Consider the following 26,390-nt stretch of genomic DNA (forward strand, 5'->3'; position numbering starts at 1 on the left):
GTGTCTGAGGACGCCGTCGTCGATCCCTGTCTTCGCGTGCCTTTGAGGGGATCGGGCCCGGCCCAAGCCAGCGCGTCGCGTGACGCGATCTGACGCCCTTGCGGTTCAGGAGCGGCCCGCCATGACGGGCTTGGCAGGTGTCAAAGTGCGGCAGTCGATCAACAAAGCGCGGACCATCCGCAACTCGGTCTCGCTCACGGTGCTCGCGCTGGCGGTCGGCCTCGGCGCCCCGATGGCCCAGGCCCGGCAGATCACCCAGGGCGGCGGCGCTGGCGCTGGCTTCGGCTCCTTCACGCCCCAGGGCGGCATCGCCGGCGGCGCGGGCGGCGCTTCCGGCGCGGGAAGCTATGGCGGAGCGGCGGCCGGCACGCCGACCGGCTCGGCAGAGGCCGGGGCCACCGGCAGCCAGGCTGGAGGGCAGCCAGGGGCGCTGAACGACCTCTCGGCCGGCGGCGGCGGTGGCGGCGCCACCGGCCTTGGCGGCGATGGCGGCCTGGGCTGGCAACTCGCCTCGACCGGATCCATCTCGCTGGCCGTCGACTTCGCCGCGACGGACGGCGCCAACGGCGGCACGAATGCTGCCGGGGGCGGCGGCGGAGGCGGGCTCGTGCTGACTGGGGCGAACGTCCAGCTCACGACCGCAGGCTATGACGTCACAGGGGGCGACGGCGGCGAGGGCCGTGCAGGCGGCGGCGGTGGCGGCGGCGGTGGCGGCGCCGGGCTGGTGCTGCTGAACGGCGGCTCGGTGACTGTGAACGGCGGCGCGGGCGGTTCGGCCAGCGCCATCACGGGCGGCACGGGCAGTTCGTTCGGCAACGGCGGCGCGGGTCTGTTCCTCTACAGCGGCGGCGCCTTGAACGTCGTCAGTGGCACGATCACGGGCGGGGCAGGGGGCACCTTCACCAGCTGGGGCGGGGCCGGCGCCGCCGGCGTGCTCAGCAACCTGGGAACCATCGCTAACGCGGGGACGATCACCGGCGGCGAGGGCGGCTACGGCTATTCGAACGGCGGGGCGGCCGGCATCGGCGTGATCGCCTGGGGCGGCGCGATCGAGAACAGCGCGACCGGCGTCATCGCCGGCGGCGTCGGCGGCCAGGGAAACGGCAATTTCAGCGGGATGTATTCCGGCGCCGGCGGGGCGGGCGTCGTCTTCACGGGCGGCCAGCCGGGGCTGTTGGTCAACGCCGGAACGATCCAGGGCGGAGCGGGCGGCCCGGCCTCCAACGCGATCCGGCGGGGCGCCGGCGGCAGGGGCGTGGTCGGCGCCAGCACCGGCTCCACCACCATCATCAATTCGGGCACGATCATCGGCGGCGTCAGCGTGAGCTTCCAGCGCGCCTACGCGATCGAATTGTTCGGCAGCAACAACCGCCTCGAGCTTCACGCCGGTTCGTGGATCCGTGACATCGCGGCGGTGACCGGCGGCGGCTCCAACAACGTGCTGGCCCTGGGCGGCGCGGACGACGACACGTTCGACGCCATGCATATCGGATCGGACGGGTCCGTGGACGGCTACGGCTACATGGGCTTCGACACCTTCGAGAAGCTGGGGGCCAGCACCTGGACCCTGACCGGTACGGGCGCCCAGACCTGGTCGGTGCTGGAAGGCGTGCTGAAGGGCGACAGCAACAGCCTGGCCGGCAGCGTGGTCTTCGGCAGCGGCGCCGGCAGCCGTGGCGTCGTTTTCGACCAGGCGTTCGACGGGGTCTATCGCGGCCAGATCTCCACCGGCGGCGCGGTGACCAAGACGGGTGCGGGAACCCTGACCCTGACCGGCGAGTCCGCCTCGAACTGGACGATTTCGGGCGGCGGGGTGATCGCCAAGGCCGGCCTGTTCGGCAGCGACGCGTCGATCGGCGCCGGCGCGTTCCTGACCCTCGATCAGAGTGCGGACGGAACTTATGGCTTCGTGCTTTCTGGCGCGGGTGATTTCCGCAAGGCCGGCTCGGGGAAGCTGATCCTGACCGAAGATTCGTCCGGTTTCACTGGAGCCACCACGGTCGGGTCCGGAACCCTTTCGGTCAACGGCTCGCTGGCCGGATCGACGATCACCGTCGCTTCTGGCGCGACGCTGGGCGGCACGGGCGCGATCGGCGACACAACCATCCAGAGCGGCGGCCACCTGGCGCCGGGCAATTCGGTCGGTTCGCTGTCGATCAACGGCGACCTGACCCTGGCCTCGGGCTCCAACCTCGACATCGAACTGGGCGCACCGGGCGCAACGTCGGCCTCGCCGGGCGTCAGCGATCGCCTGCTCGTCAGCGGCGACCTGGCGCTGAACGGCGTGGTCAATCTTTCGCAGAGCGCGTCTTCGGCCGACGGCGTCGCCGGCATCGGGTACTACCGCCTGATCACCTATGGCGGGGCTCTGACCGCCAACACGGCGACGATCGGAACCAGGCCGTCGCTGAGCAACGTGAACTACGCGCTGCAGGCGGGCAGCGGCCGGGTCGACCTGTATATCAGCAGGACGCTCATTCCTGGCGACGACACGTTGCAGCACTGGCAGGGCGGCGCCGGCGTCTGGAGCGCCGCCAACACCCAATGGCTGAACGACGGCGGCAACGCCCCGGCCGCCTGGGCGGGCAAGTACGCCATCTTCAAGGACGCCGGCGCCTTCACGGGCGGCTTGGTGACGGTGGATGGCTCGCAGAGCTTCATCGGCCTGCAGTTCGTCGATGACGGCTATGAACTGACCGGAACCGGCCAGCTGGCCACCGTCTCGGGCGGCAGCGAGATCCGCGTGCTGGACGACGTCGCCAAGATCGGCGTGGCGATCACCGGCGCCGGTCTCGTCACCAAGACCCAGGCCGGCACGCTGATCCTGACGGGCGCCAACACCTATACCGGCGGGACGTTGATCGATGCGGGCACGCTGCAGATCGGCGACGGCGGGACTTCGGGCTCGATCGTCGGCAATGTCGGCAACCGCGGCGTGTTGGTCTTCAACCGTTCCGACGCCATCACCTTCGCCGGTCGGATCTCGGGCTCGGGCGCGGTGCGCATCCTGGACGGCGGCGTCACCTTCACCGCCGACAACATCTATGCCGGTGGCACGACCATCGCCTCGGGCGCGCAGCTGAACCTCGGCGCCGGCGGAACGAGCGGCTTGATCGGCGACGCCGTCGTCAACGGCGGCCTGACCTTCGATCGCTCTGACAGCGTGAGCTTCTCGGGCGTAGTCAGCGGCTCGGGCGCCTTGCGCCAGGCCGGTTCGGGCAATCTGATCCTGACCAGCAATTCCTCGGGCTTTACGGGGACGACGGCTGTCGATGCGGGCAGGCTGACGGTCAACGGCTCCCTGGCCGGCTCTACGCTCAACGTCGGCTCCGGTGCGACTCTGGGCGGCGCGGGCACGGTGGGCGCCGCAACCATCCAGAGCGGCGGCCATCTGGCTCCCGGCTCCGGGGGACCTATCGGATCTGTCGCAACCCTGTCGATCGCGGGTGATCTGACCCTGGCGTCCGGCTCGAACCTGGACATCGAGCTGGTCGCGCCGGGCGCGTCGTCGGCCTCGCCGGGCGTCAGCGACCGCGTGGTCGTCAGCGGCGACCTGGCGCTGAACGGCGTGGTCAACCTCTCGCAGACCCCCGTCATGGCGGCGGGCCTGGGATACTATCGCCTCATCACCTACGGCGGCGTCCTGACCTCGAACACGGCGACGATCGGAACCACGCCGTCGCTCAGCAACGTGAACTATACGCTGCAGGCAGGCAGCGGCCGGGTCGACCTGTTCATCGCCAGCACGCTCATCCCCGGTGACGACACCTTGCAGCACTGGCAGGGCGGTGACGGCGTCTGGAGCGCCGCCAGCAGCCAGTGGCTGAACCAGGGCGGCAACACTCCGGCCAGTTGGGCCGGCAAGTACGCCATCTTCAAGGACGCCGGAGCCTTCACCGGCGGCGAGATCACGGTGGCTGGGGCGCAGAGCTTCCTTGGCCTGCAGTTCGTCGACGAAGGCTATGAACTCGGCGGTAGCGGCCAGCTGGTCACGGCCGCTGGCGGCAGCGAGATCCGCGTCCTGGCCGACGCGGCCAAGATCGGCGTGGCGATCACTGGCGCGGGCGGGATCGTCAAGACCGAAGCCGGCACGCTGATCCTTACGGGCGCCAACACCTTTGGCGGCGGCGCCTCAATCCGCGCGGGCGTGCTGCAGATCGGCGATGGTGGAACCTCGGGCTCGATCGTCGGCGACGTCGCCAACAACGGCGTGCTGGCCTTCGACCGGTCGGACGCCATCACTTTCGGCGGCCTGGTCTCCGGTTCGGGCGCGGTGCGCATCCTGGGCGGCGGCGTGACCTTCACGGCGAACAACACCTATGCCGGCGGCACGACCATCGCCTCGGGCGCTCAGCTGACGCTGGGCACCGGCGAGACGACGGGGTCGATCGGCGGCGATGTCGCCAACAATGGCGCGCTGGCGTTCGACCGTTCCGACAGCCTGGCCTTCGCCGGCGTGATCAGCGGCGCTGGCGCCATTCGTCAGATCGGCGTCGGCAAGACGGAACTGACCGGCGCTTCAGGAGGCTTCACCGGCGCGACCACGGTCGAGCGGGGAACGCTGGCGGTGAACGGCGTGCTCGGCGGAACGCTGGACGTCTGGTCCGGCGCGCGCCTGCAAGGCGTCGGCACGGTGGGGACCACCGTCGTGTCGGGCACGGTCGCGCCTGGCAACTCGATCGGCACGCTGAACGTCGCCGGCGGCGTCACCTTCAAGCCCGGCTCGGTCTTCGAGGTCGAGGCTGACGTGGCGGGCCAGTCGGACAAGATGGTCGCGTCCGGCGTTGCCACGATCCAGGGCGGGACCGTCAGGGTGCTGGCGGGCGCTGGGACCTACAGGCCGCAGACCAGCTATCTGATCCTGCACGCCGGCGGGGGCCTGGTGGCCGGCGGCAAGTTCGACGGCGTGACTTCGAACCTGGCGTTCCTGGATCCCTCGCTCAGCTACGACGGCGCCAATGTCTACCTGCGGCTGCGGCGCAACGACATCAGCTTCGCCGATATCGGCGTGACCTCGAACCAGGTCGCGGCGGGGGCGGGCGCCGAGCATCTGGGCTGGGACAACCCGGTCTTCGACTCGGCGGTCAATCTCTCGACCGATCAGGCCCGTGACGCCTTCGACCAGTTGGCTGGTTCGGACTATGCCAGCCTGCGCGGCGCGCTGATCCAGGACAGCCGCTTCGTGCGCGACGCGATCCTGGCCCGGGGCGACCTGGCCGGCGTCGAGGGGCAGTCGGCCTGGGGCGAGACCTTCGGCGGCTGGGGTTCGATGAAGGGCGACGGCAACGCGCAGAGCTACGACCGCGACGTCCAGGGTTTCTTGACCGGCTACGACGGCTCGCTGGGGCGGGATGTCCGCGCCGGCGTCGCCGTGGGCTACAGCGCAGGCGACCTGAAGACCGCGCGCGCCAAGCACGATGTCGAGACCTACCATCTCGGCGGCTACGTCCTGGCCGAGCGCGGCGGGGTGTCGTTCCAGCTCGGGGGCGCCTATGCGTGGCACGACATCAAGGCCTCGCGTCGGGTTGCGTTCGGAAGCTTTGCCGAAACCCTGTCCGGCGACTATTCGGCCCGCACCTATCAGGCGTTCGGCGAAGTGGCCGTGAAGCGTGAGGCGGCTGGCGTGACGTTGCAGCCGTATGCCGGCCTGGCCTATGTCGCGCTCACCGACGCCGATGTCAGCGAGCGAGGCGGAAGCGCCGCGCTGCATGGCGGCGGTGACGAACACCTAGCCTATGGTTCGGTCGGCGTGCGCCTGAAGAGCGACCTGAGCACGGGAGAGCTCAATCTGCGCCTCACCGGTTCGGCCGCGCTGCGGCATGCGTTCGGCGATCGCGCGCCGACCATCGACCTGGCGTTCACCGGCGCGCCGTCGTTCGGGATCGTCGGTGCGCGGATCGACAAGGACAGCCTCGCCGTCAATCTGGGCCTGGAGGCCGACCTTGGCAAAGCCGCGGTGCTGGGCGTGACCTTCTCGGGAAGCTACGGCGATCGCTCGACCGACCACGGCGCCCGCGCCCAAATCAGCTGGAGGTTCTGATCGGTCGTGCTGACTGGCCCGCTTCCGCCTGGCGCGGCCGCGGGCTCAGGCCAGGGCGACGTCCAGGCCCTGGGGGGCGACGAACTCGGCCATGTTGCGGCGTGACAGGTCCATGTGGGCGCGGACGATCTCGCCGGCGGCCACGGTGTCGCGGCGTTCGATGGCCTCGATGATCTGGTCGTGCTGGACGACGGCGGTCTGCAGGCGTTCCTGCAGGTCGGCCGAGGTCGGGGCGCGATAGCCCGAACTCCTCGCTCAGCGACACCTCGTCAAGCACCGCGCTGGGCGCCAGCTCCATGCTGACGATCCGCCGGCGCAGCGTCTGGTCGAAAAGCTCGGCTGCGGTTTGGGCGACGCGGCCAGCAACCTCGTCTTCCAGACGATCGTCAACTTCATCGCCTTCTACTACACCGACATGGTCGGGACCCTGTTCCTGGTCGTGCGGGTGTTCGACGCGGTGCTGGATCCGGTGATGGGCGCGGTGGCCGATCGCACACGCAGCCGCTGGGGCAGTTTCGCCCGTGGCTGGTCTGGCTGGCCCTGCCGTTCGGCGCCTCGGCGGTGCTGACCTTCGCCACCCCGAACCTGGGCGAGCCCGGCATCGCGCTTCGGCGCACCCTGGCGAACATGCTCAAGGTCCGGACGGCGCTGGCCTGGCTGCGCTAATCGCCCCTCAGCACCGGCGCTGGCCGTTGCGACAGCGCCAGGCTGGCGGCGATCAGTCCGCCCAGCGTCGCCAGGCCGGTCGCGCCGGCCAGCAGGACCAGCACCCCGCTCCAGTCGACGCTCCAGCTGGCTTCGAAGACCTTGACCACCACGGGCCAGGCGGCGGCGAAGCCGAACAGCACGCCCGCGGCGCCGGCGATCAGGCCCACCGCGCCGTACTCGATGACATAGGCGACCAGGATCTGGGTGCGCGTGGCGCCAAGGACCTTCAGCGTCGCGGCCTCGCGCGCCCGGGCGCGGGCCCCAGCAGCGATCGCACCGGCCAGCACCAGCAGGCCGGCGAGGCCCGCGACGGCCGCGGCGCCGCGAACGGCCAGGGCCAGGCGGTCGAACAGGGCGGCCGCGGCGTCCAGCTGCTCGCGGACACTGATCACGTTGACGCTCGGAAACGCCTCGCCCAGCTTGCGGGTCAGGGCCGCCTCCTGCTCACGGCTTGGCCGGGCGATCGCGACGCTGCGCAGCTCGGCCCCTTCCAGCGTGGAGGGATTGAAGATCAGGTTGAAGCTGGGCCCGAAGCCTCCGAAGTCGATCTTGCGCAGCACCGCGATCCTCGCCTCGATCTCACGCCCCAGCACCAGCACGGTTATAGTGTCGCCGACCTTGAGGTCCGCGGCCTGGGCGATCTCGGTGTTCATCGCCACTTGCGGCGGGCCGGCGTCGTTGGCGGGCCACCAGCGGCCGGCGACCACGCCGGCGTTCTTCGGCTCATTGGCCAGCAGCGACAGGCTGAGATCGTTGTCGAAGGCCCAGCGTTCGGACGCCTTGATGGCCTTGGTGTCGACCGCCTTGCCCTTCAGGGCGATGACCCGGCCGGTGGCGAAGGGCATGCGCAGATAGACGTCCTCGCGCAGCGGGCCTGTCACTCCGGCCACGGCGGCGTCGAAGGCGGCGGCCCGGTCGCCGGGGATCTCGGTGAAGACCATGGCCGGGGCGGTTCGCGGGGCCACGTCGCTGACCTGGGCCAGCAGAGCCGACTGGATCAGCACCACGCAGGCCAGCAGGGCCACGCCCAGGCCGATGGCCGGACTGGCCGTCCGCGCCGCCGAGCGGGGGCCGGCCAGGTTGGCCAGGCCCAGCTTGACGGGGCCGCGCGTCAGACCGCGCGCCTTCCCCGCCAGCCAGGCGGCGGAGCGGCCCAGCGCCGCCAGCAGGCCGAAGGCGACCGCGACGCCCGCGATCATGATCCCGGCGGCCAGCGGGGTCGGCGCGGTGGCCACGGCCAGGGCGGCCAGGCCAAGGCCCGAAACCACTGCGCCGATGGTCTCAAGCCCCAGCGGCAGGCGGGCCTTGGTCGCCCGGCGAAACAGGGCCGAAGGCGGCGTGACCCGCGCCCGCGCCAGCGGCAGCAGCGAGAAGGCGGCCGCCGCCAGGATCCCGAACAGGCCGGCTTTGGCCAGGGGCCACGGATAGACCTTGAACAGCGCCGGGATCGGCAGGCTGGACCCGGCCAGTTGGCCCAGGACCAGGGGCGCGATTGCTCCGATCGCAAGGCCGATCGCCACGCCCAGCAGGGCCAGGACCGCGATCTGGATCAGGTGCAGGTCGCGGATCAGGCCGCTTTCGGCCCCCATGGCCTTCAGCACGGCGATGGCGGGTTCGCGGGTCGACAGATAGGCGGAAACCGCGCCGGCCACGCCCAGGCCGCCGGCCACCAGGGAGGCCAGGCCGATGAACCCCAGGAAGTATTCCAGCTGATCGATCAGCCGTCGGACGCCTGGCGCGCTGTCCAAACGGTCACGGACCCGCAGGTGCGAGTCCGGCAGCGCCGTCTGCACGGCCTTGCCGATTGCGCGCGGGTCCTGGTTCGGGGCCAGGGCGATGCGCACGGTGCGTCCCGACAGGCCGCCGGGCGCCAGCAGGCCGGAACGCTCCAGCACCTCGCGGCGGACCAGGATGCGCGGCGCCATCGAGAAGCCGCGCGACAGACCGTCGGGCTCGCTGATCAGCCTGGCGCTCACGACCAAGGTCATGGGCCCGGCCTCGAACCGGTCGCCGATCTTCAGGTGCAGGCGATCCAGCAGCGCCGGCTCGACCGCCGCTCCGGGCAGGCCGTCGCGGTCGGCGAGGGCGGTCGAAAGGCTCGGCGCGCCCTCCAGGGTCACGGCCCCGGCCAGCGGGAAGCGCCCATCCACGCCGCGCAGGCTGGCCAGGCGGCGCTCACCGCCGGGCGCCTGGGCCATGGCGCGCGCCGAAGCGGCGTAGGAGGCGACCCCCAGCTTGTCGAAGGCCGCGCGTTCCTGGTCGGTGAAGTCGCGGTTCTCGACCGCGAACGACAGGTCGCCGCCGAGGATCTCGCGCGCCTGGCCGGCCAGGCCCTGGCGGAAGGCCTCGGCCGTCGAACCGGCGGCGGCGATGGCGGCGACGCCCAGCGCCAGGCAGGCCAGGAAGATGCGGAAGCCGCGTACGCCCGAGCGCAGTTCCCGGGCGGCCAGGTGGAAGGCGAGGGGCAGTCTCACGAGACGATGCGCCCGTCGGCCATGCGCACGATGCGGTCGGCGCGGGTGGCCAGGGCCGGGTCGTGCGTGACCATGACCAGCGCCGCCCCGACCTCGGCGACGAGGTTGAACATCAGGTCGGCGACGGAGGCGGCGGTGGCGCCGTCGAGATTGCCCGTCGGCTCGTCGGCGAACAGCAGGGCGGGGCGGGCTGCCAGGGCGCGGGCGAGGGCGACACGCTGCTGCTCGCCCCCCGACAGCTGATGCGGATAGTGGGTCAGGCGGCCGGAGAGGCCGACCCGGCCCAGCCAGTCCCGGGCGGTCGCCAGGGCGGCGCCCACGCCGGCGATCTCCAGGGGCGTGGCGACGTTCTCCTCGGCGGTCATGTTGGGCAGCAGGTGGAAGGACTGGAACACCAGCGCGGCCCGGCCGCGCCGCAGGCGGGCCCGGCCGTCCTCGCTCAGCGCCGCCAGGTCCTGGCCGAACAGGCGCGCGGTCCCGGCGGTCGGTTCTTCCAGGCCGGCCCCGACCGCGATCAGCGACGACTTGCCCGAGCCCGACGGCCCCACCACGGCCACGCGTTCGCCGGCGTCCACCGTCAGGTCGACGCCGCGCAGGATGTTCACCGGTCCGGCGGCGGAGGGCAGGGTCAGGGCGACGGCGCTCAGAGCCAGGGGGGGAGCCAGGGGCGAAGCGTCGTCGGGCATGGTGTTTCCTGCGAGGCCGGTCCTTGTTCGGCCGGCAGTCAGCCTACATAGGAAGGCATGAGCCAGACCGCACAGCGTTTTTCCAGCCGTCGTCGCTTTTTGCTCGGCCTGGGCCTGATGACCCAGGTCGCCGCCGCCCCGAAGCCGCCGATCGTCACTGTTCTGGGCGACTCGATCACGGCGGGCCTGGGCCTTCCGGCGCGTGACGCCATGCCCGCGCAGCTACAGACGGCGTTGGGGCGGCTGGGCGTTTCGGCGATGGTCCGCGCGGCCGGCGTGTCGGGCGACACCAGCGGCGGCGGGCTGGCGCGGGTCGGCTTCAGCGTCGCGGCCGACACCCGGATCTGCGTCGTGGCCTTGGGCGGCAACGATCTGCTGCAAGGCGTCGAGCCCGCCCAGACCAAGGCCAATCTGCGGGGCATTCTCCAGAAGCTGAAGGCGCGCAGGATCGGCGCGGTCCTGGTCGGAGTCGGCGCGCCGCCGGCCATCGGGGCGTCCTACGCCCGCGAGTTCAACGCCGTTTATCCCAGCCTGGCGCGAGAGTTCGGCGTGCCGCTCTACGCCAACATCCTGGCCGGGGTGAACAGCAACGCCGCTCTCATGCAGCGTGACGGCGTCCATCCCAATGCGGGCGGAGCCAAACGGATCGGCGAGGCCCTTGCGCCGATCGTGGCCAAGGCGCTGAAGGCTTAGGCTTCCAAGGCCGAGCCCTTGGCCCAAAAGAAAAGGGGCGACGCAAGCGTCGCCCCTTCCGGTCTCGAACCTTCGCCTGGTTAGAAGCGACGGGTCAGGTTCACGAACACCTGGCGACCGATGTAGTCGTACTGGGTCGCGAAGGCGTAGCTGCCCACGCGGCCGTAGCTGTAGTTGCCCTTGTCGGCCAGGGCCGGCGAGACCTTGGGCGGGTCTTCGTTGAAGACGTTGCTGACGCCCACGATGCCTTCCCAGGTGTCGGTCTGATAGCGGACCGACAGGTGGTGGTACCACATGGCCTCGGCGTGGTTCTTGGCCCGATAGGCCGAACCCTGCGGGGTCGTGTAGTTCGACGGCGGCGAGAGGTCGGTGCCGAACTGGTACTCGTAGTTCGACTGGCGGCCGACGAACTCGGTCGACCAGGTGAAGGTCAGGTCGTTCCAGCGGTAGCGGGCCTGGGTGTTGCCGACCACGGCCGGCTCGCCGATCAGGCCGTTGAAGTCGTCGGTGTTGCCGGGGAACAGCTCCTGGGTGTCTTCCAGGGTCCAGCTGAACTGGGTTTCCAGGGTGAACTTGCCCGGGCCGACGTCACGCGAGTAGCGCGTCGTCAGGTCGATGCCGCGGCTGGTCTGGCTGACGATGTTGCGGAAGCTGCCGTCGATCTCGGTGATGCCGAGATAGGTCGGGGAGGTCGGATCGGTGTCGCGGGTGAACAGGTCGCAGAACGGGTTGTTCGGATAGTCGGCTGCCGCATAGCACTGGCCGACGACGGCCGCGCCGTTGCTGGTGACCTGGTCGTTGACCTCGATCTCGTAGTAGTCGATCGCCACGCTCAGGTCGGCGAATTCCGGCGTCCAGACGAAGCCGGCGCTGAAGGCCTTCGACTTCTCGGGCTTCAGGTTCTGGCCGCCGCCGGTGATGATGAAGACCGACGGATTGGCGCCGCTGTAGTTGCCGGGGATGCCGGCCGCCTGACAGTTGGCCGCGATCACCGGGTTGACCACCGAGGTGCCGTCGCCCGCCCAGCGGATGCAGGGGTCGACCGAGGTCTGGCTCAGATAGCCGCCCTGGTTGCCCAGGAAGCGCTCGAACAGCGCCGGGGCGCGGAACGAGGTGCCGTAGCTGGTGCGCAGCCGGTACTGGTTGGTCAGCTGCCAGTTCAGGCCGGCCTTGTAGGTCGAGTTCGAACCGTAGGAGTCGTAGTCCGAATAGCGGCCCGACAGGTTCAGGGTCAGGGCTTCGAACGCAGGCAGGCCCTTCAGCAGGGGGGCTTCCAGTTCGCCGTAGGCTTCCACGACGCTGTCGTCGCCCTTGGTGCGGTTGGCGGTGGCCAGGTTGTAGAAGTTCTGGTTGGCCAGGTTCTCGCCAGGCTTGTCGTCCAGTTCGTCACGACGGTAGGAGACGCCGAACGCGCCGGCCAGCTTGCCGGCCGGCAGGCTCAGGATGTCGCCCGAGATCTGACCTTCGACGATGGTCTGGGTGTAGTTGGTGACGCCGTTCTCGGTCAGCTTGAGATAGGCGTAGTCTTCCGGCGTCAGGTTGCCGGTGCGCAGCACCTGGTCGGAGAACAGGTTCACCGGGCGGCAGCCGGCCGGCGAACCGGGCGGGCAGATGCCGTCGAAGGTGAAGGTGTTGGCCCAGTCGCCGCCGATCGAGGCCAGGAACAGCTCGCTGTTGATGCCCGTCAGCGAGTATTTGCCGCGGTTCTTCGAGTAGCTGACATAGGCGTCCCAGTCCCAGCCGGTCAGGAAGCCCAGGCCTTCGCCGAACTTGCCGCGCAGGCCCGCCAGGCCGCGGAACACCTGGACGTCCTGCTTGAAGACGTAGGGCGTCAGGACCAGCGACTGCGGGATGAAGGTGTTGGCGGGGATGCCGCCGCCGCAGTTGAAGGGGTTCACCGAGCAGGGGGCGGTTTCCCAGATGTAGGGGAACAGCTGCTGCACGTTGGTCTGCGACGACTTGCGCTGGTGGCCCAGGAATTCGCCGTACAGCTCGCCGAAGTTCAGGTCGTACTGGCCTTCGGCGTAGACGGTGTAGCGCTTCACCGGCGAGATGAAGTCCGAGGCCGCGTCGAGGGCGTTGACCGAGTCGCGGTCGTTCAACGGCGCGAAGCGATAGCCCGGCAGGTTCGGGTCGGCGGCCGCGGCGGCCCAGTAGGGCTGGTTGGCGGCGTAGGCCGGGCCGTCGGTCGAGATGCGCGCGCGGCTGCCGTAGAAGGCGCCGTTCGGCAGGGTCACCGGGATGTAGTTGAACAGCGCGCCCGAGGCGCCGAAGCACTTGAACGTGCCGGTGTCGACGTCGATCCAGTCGTTGCGCGCGCCCGTGGTCGGGTTGAACGTGTACTGCTCCTGGCAGTTCAGGTCCTTGCGGTCGCCGAACTTCAGCGCCTTCTGCTCGTAGTACTGGCCGCTGATCAGGAAGCGGCCGCGGTCCAGCACTTTGCCGTAGGCGCCGCTGAAGGTGTATTCGTTGCCGCCGTCGCCGCCGCCGCCGAAGCGGCCCGACGCTTCCAGCCGGCCGCCGTCGAGGTTGGTGCGGGTGATGACGTTGACGACGCCGGCCACGGCGTCCGAGCCGTAGATCGACGAGGCGCCGTCCTTCAGGATCTCGTAACGCTCGACGATGGCGTCGGGCAGGATGTTCAGGTCGACGGCGGCGACGGCGCCCTGCGTGCCGGCCGGCGGCAGGCGGCGACCGTTCAGCATGACGAGGGTGCGCTGGTCGCCCAGGCCGCGGATCGAGATGGTGTTCACGCCGCCGCCGCCGTTGACGACGAAGCCGGTGAACTGGTTGTTGATCTGGGTCGAGCCGGCGGCGACCGAGGCGCTCTGCAGCACTTCGGTGGGGTTGATCATGCCGGCGAGCGACGAGCTTTCGCTCGTGATCACCTGCACCGGCGAGACGCTGTTGTATTCGGTGCGCTTGATGCGCGAACCGGTGACGATCAGTTCGTCGACCTCGTTGCCTTCGGCCGGCGGATTGGCGGATTGAGCGAATGCGAAGCTGGGCGCTGCCGTCGCGGCCATCAGGCCGACGATCATGCTCGTTCCCAGCAGGAACTTACGTTGCAACATTTCTACTCCCCTCGAGCCCCTGACTCGGAAAACGGCCCGCATCGCTGATGCCCTCTGCGGCGCCACCTAGAGTAAGGCTCGGCGAAATCGTCCGCGCAACGTCGGTTGCTGAAATGATGCTCATTCTTGCGAAAACCGTTACAGCATGAACACACTTCGGACATGTTGGTGCGTCGGCAACGGCGTTCGGGGGTGATCTGCGCCTGTGTCACGCGCTTCGCCGCCGGGCGCTTTACGAAAAGCACCGCGCGTGTGTTGCTCGCTAGGGGCGAGTCGGAAGCCAGAGTGGGGTGTCTGAGTGAAGTCGAAGAGCAGTTTCGCCCTGTCGGCCGCCGCGGCCGTCTTGGGCATGTGCCTGGTCGCCGGTCAGGCCCAGGCAAGGGCGACCAATCCGGGCGCGCCGTCAGCCCGCGAGCTGACCCGCCTTCCGGGTCTGAGCGACGTGGTGATCTCGCCGGACGGCAAGCGAATCGCCGCGCTGATCTCGGCCGACGGCGACGAACAGGTGATCGGGGTCTGGGAGACCGAGCACATCGATCGCCCGCCGAACCTGCTCAGTTCCAAGCACATGGTCTTCAAGGGCGTGGAGTTCATCAAGAACGACCGCCTGGCCGTCGTCGTGCAGCAGCTCTACACGGTGGGCAACTTCAAGGGGCATCTGGGCAAGCTCTTCATCACCGACCTGAAGGGCGAGAAGTGGATCCCCGCGCTGCCGGAAAGCCGCTCCCGCTCGGAGGCCGAGGACTTCGAGAAGGCCACCAACAACCCCCAGATCCTCGACACCCTGCCGCATGATCCGCGCAAGATCCTGGTGGTCGACGACAACGGCGACGTCTACCGGGCCGACGTCTACAGCGGCACGGCCGAGCGGATCGAGCGCGGCTCTGAGCGCTACGGCGACCTGCAGACCGACGCCAAGGGCGAAATCCGCGCCAAGTCCGAGATCGATTTCGAGGACGGCAAGGCCTTCTACGCCCAGTGGATCAAGAACCCCGCCACGGGCCAGTTCGAGCAGCACTTCCGCTCGTTCCTCAAGGACCGCAACATCTTCACGATCGCCGGCTTCTCGCCGGACCCGAACATCGTCTACGTGCAGGGCGTGCGCAGCGGCGACAAGACGGGCATCTACGAATACGACATCCGCAGCAAGGCGTTCCTGGAGCCGGCCTTCGAGCACAAGATGTTCGATTCCGCGGGCGTCATCGAGGACAACAACGGCAACCTGCTGGGCTTCCGCTACAACGACGCGGCCGGCAGCATCTACTGGACCGATCCGCAACTGGCGGGGATGAACAGGGGGCTGCGCAGCGCCCTGTCCATCAAGCTGGCGCCGATGGACTGGATCGATCCCGGCACCGGCCAGAAGGCCAGGATCAACGTCGCCGACGGCGCCGACGTGGCGTTGCAGGCCTGGTCCCAGAACCGCGACGCCGCCATCGTCATGAAATCGGGCCCTAAGGACCCGGGCGAGTACTACCTGCTGACAAAGGATGGCAAGCTGAGCCTGCTGGGCAAGGCGCGCCCCTGGATCAAGCCCGAGACGCTGGGCGATACGCGGCTGGTGCAGTACGCCGCCCGCGACGGCCTGATGATCCCGGCCTTCCTGACCACGCCGCCGGCCGCGTTCGGCAAGGGCCCGTTCCCGACCATCATCATGCCTCACGGCGGGCCCTGGGCGCGGGATCACCTCGGCTGGGACGTCGCCGGCTGGGTGCAGTATTTCGCCTCGCGCGGCTATGTCGTCCTGCAACCCCAGTTCCGCGGCTCCGACGGCTGGGGCCGCAAACTCTGGACCGCCGGCGACAATGAGTGGGGCCAGAAGATGCAGGACGACAAGGACGACGGCGCCAAGTGGCTGATGGACCAGAAGGTCGCCGATCCGAACCGGACGGTGATGTTCGGCTATTCCTACGGCGGCTATTCGGCGCTGGCGGCCACGATCCGTCCCAACGGCCTCTATCAGTGCGCCGTCTCGGGCGCCGGCGGCAGCCTGGCCGACATGAAGAAGGTCACTGCCGAAAGTCGTCTTGGCCGTGAGTACCAGCGTCCGTTCGTCGGCGGGCTGGACGCGATCCAGAAGGCCGGCGAGGCCAAGATCCCGGTCTTCCTGTACCACGGCGACCGCGACACCAATGTCGACATCAAGGACTCGCGCCGCTTCATCGCGGGGCTGAAGGCGGCCAACAAGCCGTACAAGTGGCTGGAGATCAAGGACATGGGCCACGGCTACGTGACCATGACCCCCGCCATGATGGAGACCCAGCTGGTCGAGATCGACAAGTTCTTCCAGAACGAGTGCAAGCCCGGCGGTCTCTGATCCGGGGCGCATGGAGAAAGGGAAAGAGGGCGCCGATCGCGCCCTCTTTCTTGTTTCCGGGCCTCTACTTGGCGCCGGCGACCATCAGGATCTGCGCCATGGTGACGGCGATGCTCTCGACGTCGCGGGCCTTGTTGACCTCCATGCCTTCCTCCAGCGAGTGGCCGCGGAAGGTCACGAAGCCGGCGCCCAGCGTCACCGCCGGCTTGCCCAGGCTCATGGGGATGTTGGCGTCTGTCGAGCCGGCCACATAGCCCATGGGCTTGCCCAGCGCGTCGCCGACGGCGGCCAGCTGCTGCACGAACGGCGAGTTGGCCGGGGTCTCGCCCACCGGGCGGTCGCCGACCATCTTGTTGTCCAGGCTGATCACGCCGCGCTTGGTCGAGCGGGCGGCGTTCTCGGCCTCGACGGCCTTGGGCAGGATGGCCAGGTAGGCGTCCTCGACGGCCTTCAGCTCGGCCTTGCCAGACGAGCGCATGTCGACGGTCATCGACACCGCGAAGGGGATCGAGTTGACCGAGGTGCCGCCCTCCAGCAGGCCGATGTTGTAGACCGTGCGCGGGTCGCTGGGGACCTTCAGTTCGCCGAACTGGCGGGCGGCGTCGGCCAGGGCGAAGGCCGGGTTGACCGTGCCGAAGTCGCCCATGCTGTGGCCGCCCGGGCCCTTGAAGGTGGTCTTGTAGCGCTTGGAGCCGACGCCGCCGTTGACGATCACGGTGGGGCCGCTGGGCTCCAGCGAGATGAAGGCGTCGATCTTGTCCTTGTACTTGCCCTTGAAGAACAGCTCCTTCATGCCGCGCAGGTCGCCGGGGCCTTCCTCGCCCACGTCGCCGACGAACAGGATGTCGCTCTTGGTCTGGATGCCGGCGGCGTTGATGGCGCGCAGGATGGCCAGGATCGAGCCCAGGCCCACGGTGTCGTCGCCGATGCCGGGAGCGTAGAGCTTGTCGCCGTCGCGGCGCACCTTCACGTCGGTGCTGGCCGGGAACACGGTGTCGAGGTGGGCGGCCACCACCAGCAGGCCGCCGCCGCCCGTGCCCTTGCGCAGGCCCATGACGTTGCCGGCCGCGTCGGTGTCGAGGTCGGTCAGGCCTTCCTTGGCGAGCATGGCGAGATAGGCCTTGCCCTTCTCGGCCTCGCCGAAGGGCGGGGCGGGGATCTCGGTCAGGGTGACGATGTCCTCGACCGTCTGCTCGTAGCCGGCGGCCAGGGTCGCCTTGGCCGCCTTGAAGGCCTTGGACGTCATCAAGGCCTTGGCCTGCTTGGTGTAGGGCGAGGTCGGCTGCGGCGGGCGCACGTTGCCAAAGTCGACCTGCGCGGCGGGTTTGGCGGCCTCCTGGGCCAGGGCGGGGGCTGCGACGGCGCAGAGGAGGGCGGCCAGGGCCGCCGAAGCGATGCGGGTTTTCATGCGATAATCTCTGTACTGAATGAGCGGGATCAGAAAGTGCGGCGGACCATCACGCCCAGCGTGCGCGGCGTCAGGCTGACCACCTGGTCCAGGGCCCCGGCGGCCGAGGTGATCGAGACCGGGCCCATCGAGTTGGTCAGGTTCTGGGCGAAGGCGTAGGCGCCCCAGCCTTCGCCCTCGACGCCGACGCGCGCGCCGACCACCGCGTAGGACGGGACCTTCTCGTAGTAGACGTAGCTGGGGCGGAACTGCGATGCGGTCTTGCCGGTGTAACTGGCGTCCAGGTGCACGAGGCCGTTGAGGCCCTCGCCGATCGGCCAGGTGTAGTCGGCGTTCACCGAGCCGCTGAACTTGGGCACGAACGGCAGGCGGTCGCCGGCCAGGCCCGTCGAGCCCGACACGGTCACCGACGAGTTGGTCATGTCCTCGGTCAGCTTGGCGTCGGAAACGCCGATGGCGCTGCTGAGCGTCAGGCCGGTCATCGGGCGCAGGGTGGTTTCCAGCTCGAAGCCCCGGATGCGGGCCGCGCCGGCGTTGGTGATGATGAAGAAGTTCGCGCCGACGTTCGCCTGGGCCTGCACCTGGATGTTGTCCCAGTCGATCTGGTAGGCCGACAGGTTCACGGTCAGGCGACGGTCGAACCAGTCGCTCTTCACGCCCGCCTCGTAGTTCCACAGGCTGTCGGGCGCGAAGGCCACCAGGCCCGTGGTCAGGCCCGGGATGTTGTTGGCGCCGCCGGGACGGAAGCCCTTCGAGGCCTGGGCGTAGACCATCAGCGACTTGCTGACCTCGTAGTTGACGTTGACGCGCTGCACCCAGCCCTTGGCGCTGGCGTCGACCTGGCTGAAGGCGGTGACCGGCGAGTTGGAGATGACGTTGCCGATGGTCACCGCGCCCGAGACGGTCTTGTCATAGTCGAAGCGACGGGCGCCGCCGGTCACCGTCAGGGCGTCGGTGACATGGTACGAAAGCTCGCCGAAGAAGGCGGTCTGCTTGACGTCGTTGTCGATGTAGCGCGCGCCCAGGGCGTCGAACGGCTGGATGGCCATGCCGGTCGTGGCGTCGGCGCGGGTCTGGATGCTGTCGACATGGTCCTTGCGGGTCTCGTAGTAGACGCCGCCGGTCCAATCGAGCTTGTCCTCCAGCAGGCTGCCGCTGGCGCGCAGCTCATGGGTCCAGGTCTCCAGGCTCATCGGCTGCCACGAGACGGCCGGGCCGCGCGAGTCCGCCCAGGCGGTGTATTGCGACAACTGGGCGCTGGAGCAGGTTGTGCCCGACAGGCCGAAATAGCGGCCGCAGGCGGCGCTGCTGGCGCGGTTGTTGGCGATGTTGTTGGTCCAGTCGCTGTTCCGCAGCATCTTCCACTTGTAGTAGGACGACGTCGCCGTCAGCGTCGCGAAGTCCAGGTTCCACTCGGCGGTGACGTTGTAGAGCGCCAGCTTGGAGTTGCTCTGGGCGATCGTCTTGCGGTCGGACTTGTAGCGGCCGGCGGCGGCCGACCAGCTGGCCTGGCCGTCGACTTCCTCGTTCTGCAGGGCCGCCGTGGTGCGGATCGTCAGGTTCTCGGTGGGGGTGTAGGTCAGCATCAGGCGGCCGCCGCTGGCGGTCGAGCCGTTGATGTCCTGCTTGTTCAGCGGAACGCTGTCGACATAGCCGCCGCGCTGTTCGCGATACAGCACCAGGCGCGCGCCCAGCTTGTCCTCGACCAGAGGCACGTTGACCATGCCCTTGCCGTAGTAGCCGCCTTCGCCGTTCTTGGTGGTGGTCGCCTGCGCCTCGATCGCGCCGGCGTATTCGTTGGTGTCGGCCTTGTTGAAGATCACCCGCAGGGTGCCGCCCATCGAGCCGGAGCCGTACAGCGTGCCTTGCGGGCCGCGCAGCACCTCGACGCGCTCGACGTCGAACAGGTTGATGTCCGGCGTGGTCGAGCCGGCGTCTTGGGTGGTGCCGGTCGGGCCGGTCAGCGGGGTTTCGTCGTAATAGAGGCCCGTGGTGGCCTCGCCGGCGCTGCGCACGCCGCGCAGGGTGATGCGGCGGTTCGACGGGGTGCCGCCGTCCAGCGACAGGTTCGGCACCTGGCGGAAATAGTCGTTGATGCCCGTGGCGCCGATCCGGCTGAGCTGGGCCTCGCCGACCGCCGAGATGCTGAGCGGGGTGTCCTGCAGGCTGGTCGAGCGCTTAAGCGCGGTGACGATGATCTCGTCGACGGCGGCGTCCGGGGCCTCCTGGGCGTGGGCGCTGGCGGCGGCCAGGGCGGCGAGGGCGCTGGTGGCCAGGGCCGCGCGGCGGAAGGTGCGGAAGGCAGTGCGGTTCAAGTTCATCCCCTTCGTTGAGGACCGGCCAGAAGCTCGGTTCCGGGCCGCAAGACGGGCGAGGGGAGATCGCCCTTACGACTTTTTTCGCCTCCGGCCCGCCTTGTGCGCGCCTGGTCAAGCTGCGCGCAAATTGGGCGCATGCTGATCAAATGAGCGGCGATGCAGCCAAAACGCCGGTCTCGGCGCCGGTTCCGCCATCGTCTGGCGGCCAAGTTCGAATAGCCCGGCCCCAGAGCGGGAGAGCGAGGTGTCCGGACAGTCCGCGTTCAGTCAGGCGGCGATGGCCGAGCTTCGGCCGGGCGGTATCGACGAGGTCGTGCGCCGGCATGAGGGCATGCTGCGTCGCTTCATCGCCCTGCGCATAGGCGGCGGGGCCGATGTCGACGACCTGGTGCACGAGGTCTTCCTGCGCTTCGCCCGCCGCCCGCCCGACGAGGGCGTCGAGCGGCTGGATTCCTACCTCTTCCAGACCGCTGCCAACCTGATCCGCGACCGCGCCCGCCGCCAGCAGGTGCGCCGCCTGGCCGCGCCCGAGATCGAGGACGACGCCGCCGCCCAGGTTCCGGCGACGCCCGAACAGACCCTGATCGATCGGGAAACCCTGACTCAGGTTCGCCAGGCCCTGGCCGACCTGCCCGAACGGACCCGTCACGTGTTCCTGCTTTACCGGATCGACGGCCTGAGGCATCAGGCCATCGCCGACGCCCTGGGGGTGTCGATCAGCACCGTGGAGAAGGACGTGCGCAGGGCCATGGCCCATCTGACCCGACGGGTTCGCCGTCCATGAGCCCGGTTCCCGCCAATGACGGCCAGGCTGACGTCTACGACGCCGCGGTCGACTGGCACGAGCGCCGGCGCGCGCCAGGCTGGAGCGCCGCTGATGAAGCCGCGCTGACCGCCTGGCTGGAAGCCGACGCCGAGCATGTCGCCGCCTATGCCGCCATGGCCGAGGTCGAGGCGGCGCTCGACGACGCCGTCGCCGCCGGCGGGCTCGATCTTGAGCTTGCTCAGGCTCGCGCAGCCTTTGCGCAGGGCAAGGCGCGCAACTCACGCCGAAGTTTCGCGCTGATGGCGGCCGGCCTGTCCGGCGTCGCCGTGCTGGCAGGGCTGGGCGGTCTCGCCTGGACGCGCGCGGGCGCCTCCGAACAGAGCTTCGCCGCCGCGCCCGGACAGCGCAGCGCCGTGGTCCTGGCCGACGGCTCGCGCGTGGTGCTCGACGGCGGCGCGCGGCTGACCGCCCGCATCGACCGCCGCTCGCGCGACATCACTCTCACCGGCGGCCGAGCCTTCTTCGACGTCGCCCACGATCCGTCGCGTCCGTTCGAGGTCAGCGGCGGCGGCCATGTCGTGCGCGCCCTCGGTACGGCTTTCGAGGTCGACCTGGCGCCGGCCGCCAAGACCTATGAGGTCGCGCTGCTGCGTGGCCGGGTGCGGGTCAGCGGCGGGAAACAGCCTGTGGAGCTGGCGCCGGGCCAGGTGCTGGCGGCGGACGCGCAGGGACGCGAGGCGGTCTCGTCGGCCGACGTCGCCGCCGCCACGGCGTGGCGCGACGGCCGGCTGGTGTTGAAGGGCGATGCGCTTTCCGACGCCGCCGACGAGATCAACCGTCGAGGCGGGCGCCGGATCGTCGTGCGCGGTTCGGCCAAGGACCTCAAGCTCAGCGGCGCCTTCGGCGGCGACGATCCCCTGGCCTTCGCCCGCGCCGTCGCCGTGATCCACGGCCTGACCCTCGGCGAGGCCGCCGACGGCTCGATCGTGCTTTCGCCGGCCAAGGACACCGGTGCGACGGCCGACTAGTTGCACGGCGCCGGCCCTGGCGGCCGTGGCGCTGCTGGCCCAGGCCCCGGCGGCGCTGGCGGCTCCCCTCCGTTTCGACGTTCCGGCCGGTCCGCTGGAAGGCGCGCTGCAGGCCTACGCCGCCCAGACGGGAGTCGACGTGCTGTTCGCGCCCCAGGCCGTGGCGGGCCTGCGTTCGCCCGGCGGCCGCGCCGTCTCCGAGCCGGAGGAGGCCCTCAAGCGCCTGCTGCGAGGCAGCGGCCTGACCGCGCGCCGCATCGGCCCCCGCGCCTTCGCCCTGACCCCGGCCGCCGCGCCCGGCGCCAAATCCGCCGTCCGAGCGCCCGATCCGCGCCAGTCCGACGCCAGGTCGCAAGCCGTCGAGCCGCTGGACGCCGTACTGGTCCAGGCCCGCCGCCGCGAGGAGCGGCTGATCGACGTGCCGGCCTCGGTCGCGGCGGTGTCGGCCGCCGATCTCGACCGCCTCGGCGGCGACGGAACACTGGCGCTGCGGCAGGCGGCGCTGGGCCTCACCGCCGCCGGCCAGGTCTCGGTCGAGACGCCGACCCTGGTCATCCGCGGCCAGCGTCGCGCCACGGCGGGCGACTCCGCGCTGTCGGTGATCACCTATGTCAACGAGGCGCCGCTGCCCAACAACGGCTCGATCCTGCCGTCGTTCGACCTGTCGGAGGTGCAGGTGCTGCGAGGGCCGCAGGGCGTTCTGTTCGGTCGCAACACCACCGGCGGCGCGCTGCTGATCCACACCAACGAGCCGGGACGCGACGCCTATGTCCGCGCCGCGACGGGCTCCTATCGCCTGCGCGAGATCGAGGCGGCCGCCGACCTGACCAAGGCCGGTGCGCCGGTGGCGGTGCGCCTGGCCGCCTACGGCCTCAAGCGCGACGGCGTGGTCGAGAACCTCGGCGCCGGCGGCGACCTCGACGACCGCGACCAGGCCGCCGTGCGCCTGTCCCTGGCCTGGAAGCCTGACGGACCACTGTCGGCCCTGCTGGTGCTCGATGGGTTCCGGGCCTGGGAGACCGGCAGCGCCGCCATCCTGTCGGGCAGCTATCCCAATCCGCCGGACGTCACCGGCGGCGGCAATGGTCGCACGCCGCAGGCCGCGCCCTATTTCGACTGCGGCGTGGCCGGCTGCGACATCGACATCGCTCTGGCCCGCCAGAAAGCGCGCGGAACCCGCGCCACCGACATCGACCTTCCCCCACGCTCGGATCGTCGCAACGACGGGGCGACCCTGCGGCTCGACTGGCGCGAGGGCGGGCTGAACCTGCGCTCGGTCACGGCCTATCGGCGCAGCGTGCTCGACAGCGCCCTGGACAGCGACGGTTCGCCCCTGCCGCTCAACCAGATCGTCCGCCACATCGACCTGGGCCAGTTCACCCAGGAGGTGCGGGCCAGCGGCGGCGGTCAGGACGGCGGTTGGCAGGCGGGTGTTTTCTACATGTCGACCGCGCCCGTCGGCGTGCAGCGCACCCTGTGGGCCAGCGTGGTCACGCCGACCAACCCGGCCCGCGTCGAGTTCCAGTACCGACGCGGCGAGAGCCTGGCCGGCTTCCTCGACGCCACGCGGCGGCTGGGCGCGGGCTTCGAACTGGAGGCCGGCCTGCGCTATACCCGCGACGTCTCCAGCGCCTGCCTGGTGCGGGTGGCCGCCCCGGCCGCCGATATCTCCGAGGCCGCCTGCGGCGAGGCCGGCCGCGCCCAGTCCTCGGCGCCGACCTGGACCCTGGGGCTGACCTGGCGCGGGCGGCCGAATCTTACCGTCTACGCCGTCACCCGTCGGGGCTACCGGGCCGGCGGCGTGAACGCGCCCAACTTCGGTTCGCTGCTCGAGGCCTATCAGGTCTATGCGCCTGAAAGCCTGACCGACGTCGAGCTGGGTCTCAAATGGGCCGGCGGCGCGGGCGAATGGCGCCATCGCGTCGATGCGGCCCTGTTCCGGGGCTGGTCGCGCGACATCCAGCGGGCCCTGTTTCCGGCCGAGAACTTCGACGGCGACGACATCGCCGCCAACGACCCGCCCAACCTGATCATCAACGCCGGCTCGGCCACGATCAGCGGCCTGGAGCTGGGCTGGCGGGGCCAGTGGACCCAGCGCCTGACGCTGTCGGCCTCGGCGACGCTGACGCAGGCGCGGTTCACCGCCCTGACCGTGCCGACTCTGCTGGCCGGCCTGACGCCGACCGATCCTGACTCCCTGCGATTTTCCTATTCACCGCCCTATACGGCGCGGCTGACGGCCGACTGGCGGTTGTTCGACGATGATCGCCTGGGGCGCTGGACCCTTTGGGGCGACCTCTTCCAGAGCGGGCCGGTGCGCTATGTCGAGCGCGCCCACGACAGCAACGGCATGCAGAAGGCGTTCGCCGTCGCCGGCGCGGGCCTCACCGTCCAACCGCCTCGCCGCGACGACCTGACCCTGACGCTGGCCGTGCGCAACCTCTTCGACGAGGTCTACGCGGCCGGCGGCGGGGCGATCACGCCGGCGGTGACGGCCACCTCGATGATCTATGGCGAGCCGCGCACGGTCGAGGTCGCCGTCCGGCGGCGGTTCTGATCGGCCGATCATAGAAAGGCCAGGAACGGCGCGCAGATCAGCCCGACCCCCGCCAGGGCCGTCGCCGCCTTCGGCCGCCATGACAGCAGCAGCACCAGCAGGGCCACGGCCACGCACATCTGGCCGATCCAGACGGTGACGCCCAAGGCCGGTCCCAGCCGGAAGACGGCCACGGCGGCCGACAGCGCCAGCAGGCACCATCCCAGGACGCGCAGCACCCGTTCCGAAGGCAGGACCAGGGGCTCCAACCCTGACCGGTGCTTCTTCATGGCCAGGGCCAGGCAGGTGAAGGCCGCGAAGCTGATCAGGCCGCTTTCATAGGGCATCGACGCTCTCCTTGGCCGGCGCCGGCTTGGGGCTGGCCGCCGCGGGCGCGCGGACGGACGTCTTCTGACTGGGCGGCTGCGGCTTGCGCGAGGCCTTGAAGGCGGCTAGGCCGCACAGGGCGGCGATGGCCAGCATGGCCAGGTCGAAGCCGGCGAACAGCCAGTCGCCGGTGCGCAGGCTGGCGACCAGCCCACGGTCGGTGGTCGCGGCGTTGACCACCGGCAGGGCGGCGAAGGCCAGCGTCGCCAGGCCCAGCGTCTCGATCCAGGCGCGGCGAGCCGGGCGCTGCAGCGAGACCACGGCCAGGCCGAACCAGGTCCAGAACATCGCCTTGACCTCCAGTTCCGCGCGGCCGGGCAGGTCGGCGGGGATCAGGCGATTGGCCAGCAGGTAGGCGGCCATGCCGCTGGGCAGGCAGGCGATGGCGCCGATGTTCAGGCGCTCCACCAGCTTCAGCCCGAAGAACGGGGCGGCGTTGGGCTTGCGGCGCTTGACCACCCAGAGGACGAGGCCCGTCCCGACCATGGCCGCGCCGGTCAGGCCGAGCAGGAAATAGACCCAGCGCAGGGCGGGGCTGGCGAAATGGCCCAGGTGCAGGCCCAGCATCACGCCGGCCGTGGCGATGGCCGGGCCGGGCGAGGGCGAGCGCGACAGCTCCTGGCCCGTCGCGCCGGAGAAGGTGATCGAGTCCGGCCGCGCGTTCAGCCGACCGCCGGTGGCGCGCAGCAGGGTGACGGTCGAGGCCGTGTCGCCCGGATTGCGGATGACCACGGTGCGCGGGGCGTCGCCGCTCCAGGCCCGTCCGGCCGCCTGGATCATCGGTCCGACCGGCAGCAGCGGGGCGGGCGTTCCCGTGGCCTTGGCCTCGGCCGGCGCGCCATAGGCGGCGGCCGTGAAGGCGTCGGGTTTGTCGAAATTGGCCTTCACCGGCCAGGGCATATACATCGCCACCAGCGTGATCAGGCCGGTGTAGGTGATCATGGCGTGGAAGGGCAGGGCCAGCACCGCCGAGGCGTTGTGCGCGTCCAGCCAGCTGCGCTGGCCCTTGCGCCAGCGCAGGGTGAAGAAGTCCACGAAGATCCGCTTGTGGGTGATCACGCCCGAGATGATCGCCGCCAGCATGAACATCGCGCAGACCCCAGCCAGCCAGCGTCCCCACGGGTGCGGCAGCTGGAGCTGGAAATGGAAGCGATAGAAGTGCTCGCCGCCGCGCGTGTCGCGGGCCTCCAGCGACTGGCCGGTGGCCGGGTCCAGCTTCAGTTCGGGGCGACGGGCCGGCGGCTTTTCGGGATTGGGCTTGGCGCGAGCGAACACCCGGGTCACGGCCGTGCGGTCGTCGGGCAGGTAGATGAACCATTGCTGGTCGTTTGGCGTGGTCGCCTGCATGTGGGCGATCGCCGCCTGGGCGGCCTGCTCGGCGGGGACAGATGTCGAGCGCAGCTCCGGCTGCATCCACTGGGTGATCTCGGGCCGGAAATAGCTGGCCGTGCCGGTCAGGAACATCGCGAACAGGATCCAGCCGGCCAGCAGGCCCAGCCACGCGTGGATCCAGGCCATCGACTGGCGCAAGGCCCGAGCCGGCGGGGCAGGGGCGGGGAAGGACGGGCGCACGTTCACGCCCGGGCTCCCAGCAGCACCACCGCCGCGCCGGCGGCCAGCGCCGAGCCCCACAGCACCGCGGCCACGATCGCCAGTCGCCGCTCGTGGAAGGCCCACAGGGCAAGGCCCGCGAAGACCAGGAACGACAGGATCATGCCCCAGGCCGAGGCCTCCGCGGGCGCGATCGACAGCAGGCGGGCCAGCAGCGAAGCCAGGGCCGCGGCGGCCGCGTAACCGCCAAGCATGGCGGTGACGGCGCGGGCGGTCATCCGCGCCACGCCGGGCCATGCAGCCGCCTGTTTCGCCGATCGATCGTTGTTCACGCAACCTCCGAAAGTTGGCTTGCGCCTAACAACTCCTTTCGATAGTTGCAACTCATTATCAATCCTATCGAC

Annotated in this window: 16 protein-coding genes; 7 read left to right on the forward strand and 9 right to left on the reverse strand. The window is 70.1% G+C overall.

Features of this window, described 5'->3' with window-relative positions; all coding sequences use genetic code 11:
- Window positions 1-121: 121 nt before the first annotated feature.
- A complete protein-coding gene (locus SGCZBJ_RS09880; protein WP_101717828.1) occupies window positions 122-6,040 on the forward strand; it encodes an autotransporter domain-containing protein in 5,919 nt (1,972 codons plus the stop codon).
- A gap of 45 nt (window positions 6,041-6,085) precedes the next feature.
- On the opposite strand, the gene SGCZBJ_RS26365 is transcribed toward SGCZBJ_RS09880, so the two are convergent.
- On the reverse strand, window positions 6,086-6,256 hold the full coding sequence (locus SGCZBJ_RS26365) for an FCD domain-containing protein (protein WP_101717829.1): 171 nt from the start codon (window positions 6,254-6,256) through the stop codon (window positions 6,086-6,088).
- A gap of 130 nt (window positions 6,257-6,386) precedes the next feature.
- Here SGCZBJ_RS26365 and SGCZBJ_RS25850 point away from each other — a divergent pair, with 130 nt between their 5' ends.
- Window positions 6,387-6,608, forward strand: a complete 222-nt coding sequence (locus SGCZBJ_RS25850) for an MFS transporter (RefSeq protein WP_205685359.1) — start codon at window positions 6,387-6,389, stop codon at window positions 6,606-6,608.
- Between the two features lie 94 nt (window positions 6,609-6,702).
- On the opposite strand, the gene SGCZBJ_RS09895 is transcribed toward SGCZBJ_RS25850, so the two are convergent.
- Both SGCZBJ_RS09895 and SGCZBJ_RS09900 read right to left on the reverse strand, forming a co-directional pair.
- Window positions 6,703-9,222, reverse strand: a complete 2,520-nt coding sequence (locus SGCZBJ_RS09895) for an ABC transporter permease (RefSeq protein ID WP_101717830.1) — start codon at window positions 9,220-9,222, stop codon at window positions 6,703-6,705.
- The gene (locus SGCZBJ_RS09900) at window positions 9,219-9,908 is read right to left on the reverse strand and encodes an ABC transporter ATP-binding protein (RefSeq protein WP_101717831.1); all 690 of its coding nucleotides are present in this window, start codon (window positions 9,906-9,908) and stop codon (window positions 9,219-9,221) included. The genes SGCZBJ_RS09895 and SGCZBJ_RS09900 overlap by 4 nt, the downstream gene beginning before the upstream one ends.
- A gap of 57 nt (window positions 9,909-9,965) precedes the next feature.
- Between SGCZBJ_RS09900 and SGCZBJ_RS09905 the strand changes: the two genes are divergently transcribed.
- Window positions 9,966-10,601 (forward strand): arylesterase, encoded by a 636-nt coding sequence (locus tag SGCZBJ_RS09905; RefSeq protein ID WP_101717832.1) that lies wholly within the window; start codon window positions 9,966-9,968, stop codon window positions 10,599-10,601.
- Window positions 10,602-10,681: 80 nt separating this feature from the next.
- Here SGCZBJ_RS09905 and SGCZBJ_RS09910 read toward each other — a convergent pair whose 3' ends face one another.
- Window positions 10,682-13,675, reverse strand: a complete 2,994-nt coding sequence (locus SGCZBJ_RS09910) for a TonB-dependent receptor plug domain-containing protein (protein ID WP_165799290.1) — start codon at window positions 13,673-13,675, stop codon at window positions 10,682-10,684.
- 298 nt (window positions 13,676-13,973) lie between these two features.
- Here SGCZBJ_RS09910 and SGCZBJ_RS09915 point away from each other — a divergent pair, with 298 nt between their 5' ends.
- Window positions 13,974-15,992: an alpha/beta hydrolase family protein gene (locus tag SGCZBJ_RS09915; protein ID WP_101717834.1), complete on the forward strand. Its 2,019-nt coding sequence runs from the start codon at window positions 13,974-13,976 to the stop codon at window positions 15,990-15,992.
- Window positions 15,993-16,056: 64 nt separating this feature from the next.
- On the opposite strand, the gene SGCZBJ_RS09920 is transcribed toward SGCZBJ_RS09915, so the two are convergent.
- Window positions 16,057-17,400: a M20/M25/M40 family metallo-hydrolase gene (locus SGCZBJ_RS09920; RefSeq protein ID WP_101717835.1), complete on the reverse strand. Its 1,344-nt coding sequence runs from the start codon at window positions 17,398-17,400 to the stop codon at window positions 16,057-16,059.
- Between the two features lie 29 nt (window positions 17,401-17,429).
- Entirely contained in the window at window positions 17,430-19,715 is a 2,286-nt protein-coding gene (locus SGCZBJ_RS09925; RefSeq protein ID WP_101717933.1) for a TonB-dependent receptor, read from the reverse strand.
- A 247-nt stretch (window positions 19,716-19,962) separates the two neighbouring features.
- Here SGCZBJ_RS09925 and SGCZBJ_RS09930 point away from each other — a divergent pair, with 247 nt between their 5' ends.
- The 3 genes from SGCZBJ_RS09930 to SGCZBJ_RS09940 are packed head-to-tail and all read left to right on the forward strand — an operon-like array spanning window position 19,963 to window position 24,069.
- Window positions 19,963-20,502, forward strand: a complete 540-nt coding sequence (locus SGCZBJ_RS09930) for an RNA polymerase sigma factor (protein WP_133149223.1) — start codon at window positions 19,963-19,965, stop codon at window positions 20,500-20,502.
- Window positions 20,499-21,512: a FecR family protein gene (locus SGCZBJ_RS09935; RefSeq protein ID WP_101717837.1), complete on the forward strand. Its 1,014-nt coding sequence runs from the start codon at window positions 20,499-20,501 to the stop codon at window positions 21,510-21,512. The genes SGCZBJ_RS09930 and SGCZBJ_RS09935 overlap by 4 nt, the downstream gene beginning before the upstream one ends.
- Window positions 21,496-24,069 carry a TonB-dependent receptor gene (locus SGCZBJ_RS09940; RefSeq protein WP_101717838.1) on the forward strand — a complete coding sequence of 858 codons (2,574 nt, stop codon included), beginning with the start codon at window positions 21,496-21,498 and terminating at the stop codon, window positions 24,067-24,069. The genes SGCZBJ_RS09935 and SGCZBJ_RS09940 overlap by 17 nt, the downstream gene beginning before the upstream one ends.
- Before the next feature lie 8 nt (window positions 24,070-24,077).
- Here the strand turns inward: SGCZBJ_RS09940 and SGCZBJ_RS09945 are convergent, their stop codons facing one another.
- From SGCZBJ_RS09945 to SGCZBJ_RS09955, 3 genes are read right to left on the reverse strand one after another with little or no spacing between them, the layout of a single operon-like run.
- Entirely contained in the window at window positions 24,078-24,395 is a 318-nt protein-coding gene (locus SGCZBJ_RS09945) for a DUF3325 domain-containing protein (RefSeq protein WP_101717839.1), read from the reverse strand.
- The gene (locus SGCZBJ_RS09950; RefSeq protein WP_205685360.1) at window positions 24,385-26,013 is read right to left on the reverse strand and encodes a PepSY-associated TM helix domain-containing protein; all 1,629 of its coding nucleotides are present in this window, start codon (window positions 26,011-26,013) and stop codon (window positions 24,385-24,387) included. Before SGCZBJ_RS09950 ends, SGCZBJ_RS09945 begins: the two co-directional genes overlap by 11 nt.
- On the reverse strand, window positions 26,010-26,318 hold the full coding sequence (locus SGCZBJ_RS09955) for an iron transporter (protein WP_133149224.1): 309 nt from the start codon (window positions 26,316-26,318) through the stop codon (window positions 26,010-26,012). Before SGCZBJ_RS09955 ends, SGCZBJ_RS09950 begins: the two co-directional genes overlap by 4 nt.
- Window positions 26,319-26,390 lie beyond the last annotated feature (72 nt).

Source organism: Caulobacter zeae (assembly GCF_002858925.1).
Taxonomy (GTDB): domain Bacteria; phylum Pseudomonadota; class Alphaproteobacteria; order Caulobacterales; family Caulobacteraceae; genus Caulobacter; species Caulobacter zeae.

Coding starts and splice junctions, on each gene's coding strand:
- SGCZBJ_RS09880 (WP_101717828.1), top strand. CDS start 122: ATGACGGGCTTGGCAGGTGTCAAAGTGCGGCAGTCGATCAACAAAGCG.
- SGCZBJ_RS09900 (WP_101717831.1), bottom strand. CDS start 9,908: ATGCCCGACGACGCTTCGCCCCTGGCTCCCCCCCTGGCTCTGAGCGCC.
- SGCZBJ_RS09905 (WP_101717832.1), top strand. CDS start 9,966: ATGAGCCAGACCGCACAGCGTTTTTCCAGCCGTCGTCGCTTTTTGCTC.
- SGCZBJ_RS09910 (WP_165799290.1), bottom strand. CDS start 13,675: ATGTTGCAACGTAAGTTCCTGCTGGGAACGAGCATGATCGTCGGCCTG.
- SGCZBJ_RS09920 (WP_101717835.1), bottom strand. CDS start 17,400: ATGAAAACCCGCATCGCTTCGGCGGCCCTGGCCGCCCTCCTCTGCGCC.
- SGCZBJ_RS09935 (WP_101717837.1), top strand. CDS start 20,499: ATGAGCCCGGTTCCCGCCAATGACGGCCAGGCTGACGTCTACGACGCC.
- SGCZBJ_RS09945 (WP_101717839.1), bottom strand. CDS start 24,395: ATGCCCTATGAAAGCGGCCTGATCAGCTTCGCGGCCTTCACCTGCCTG.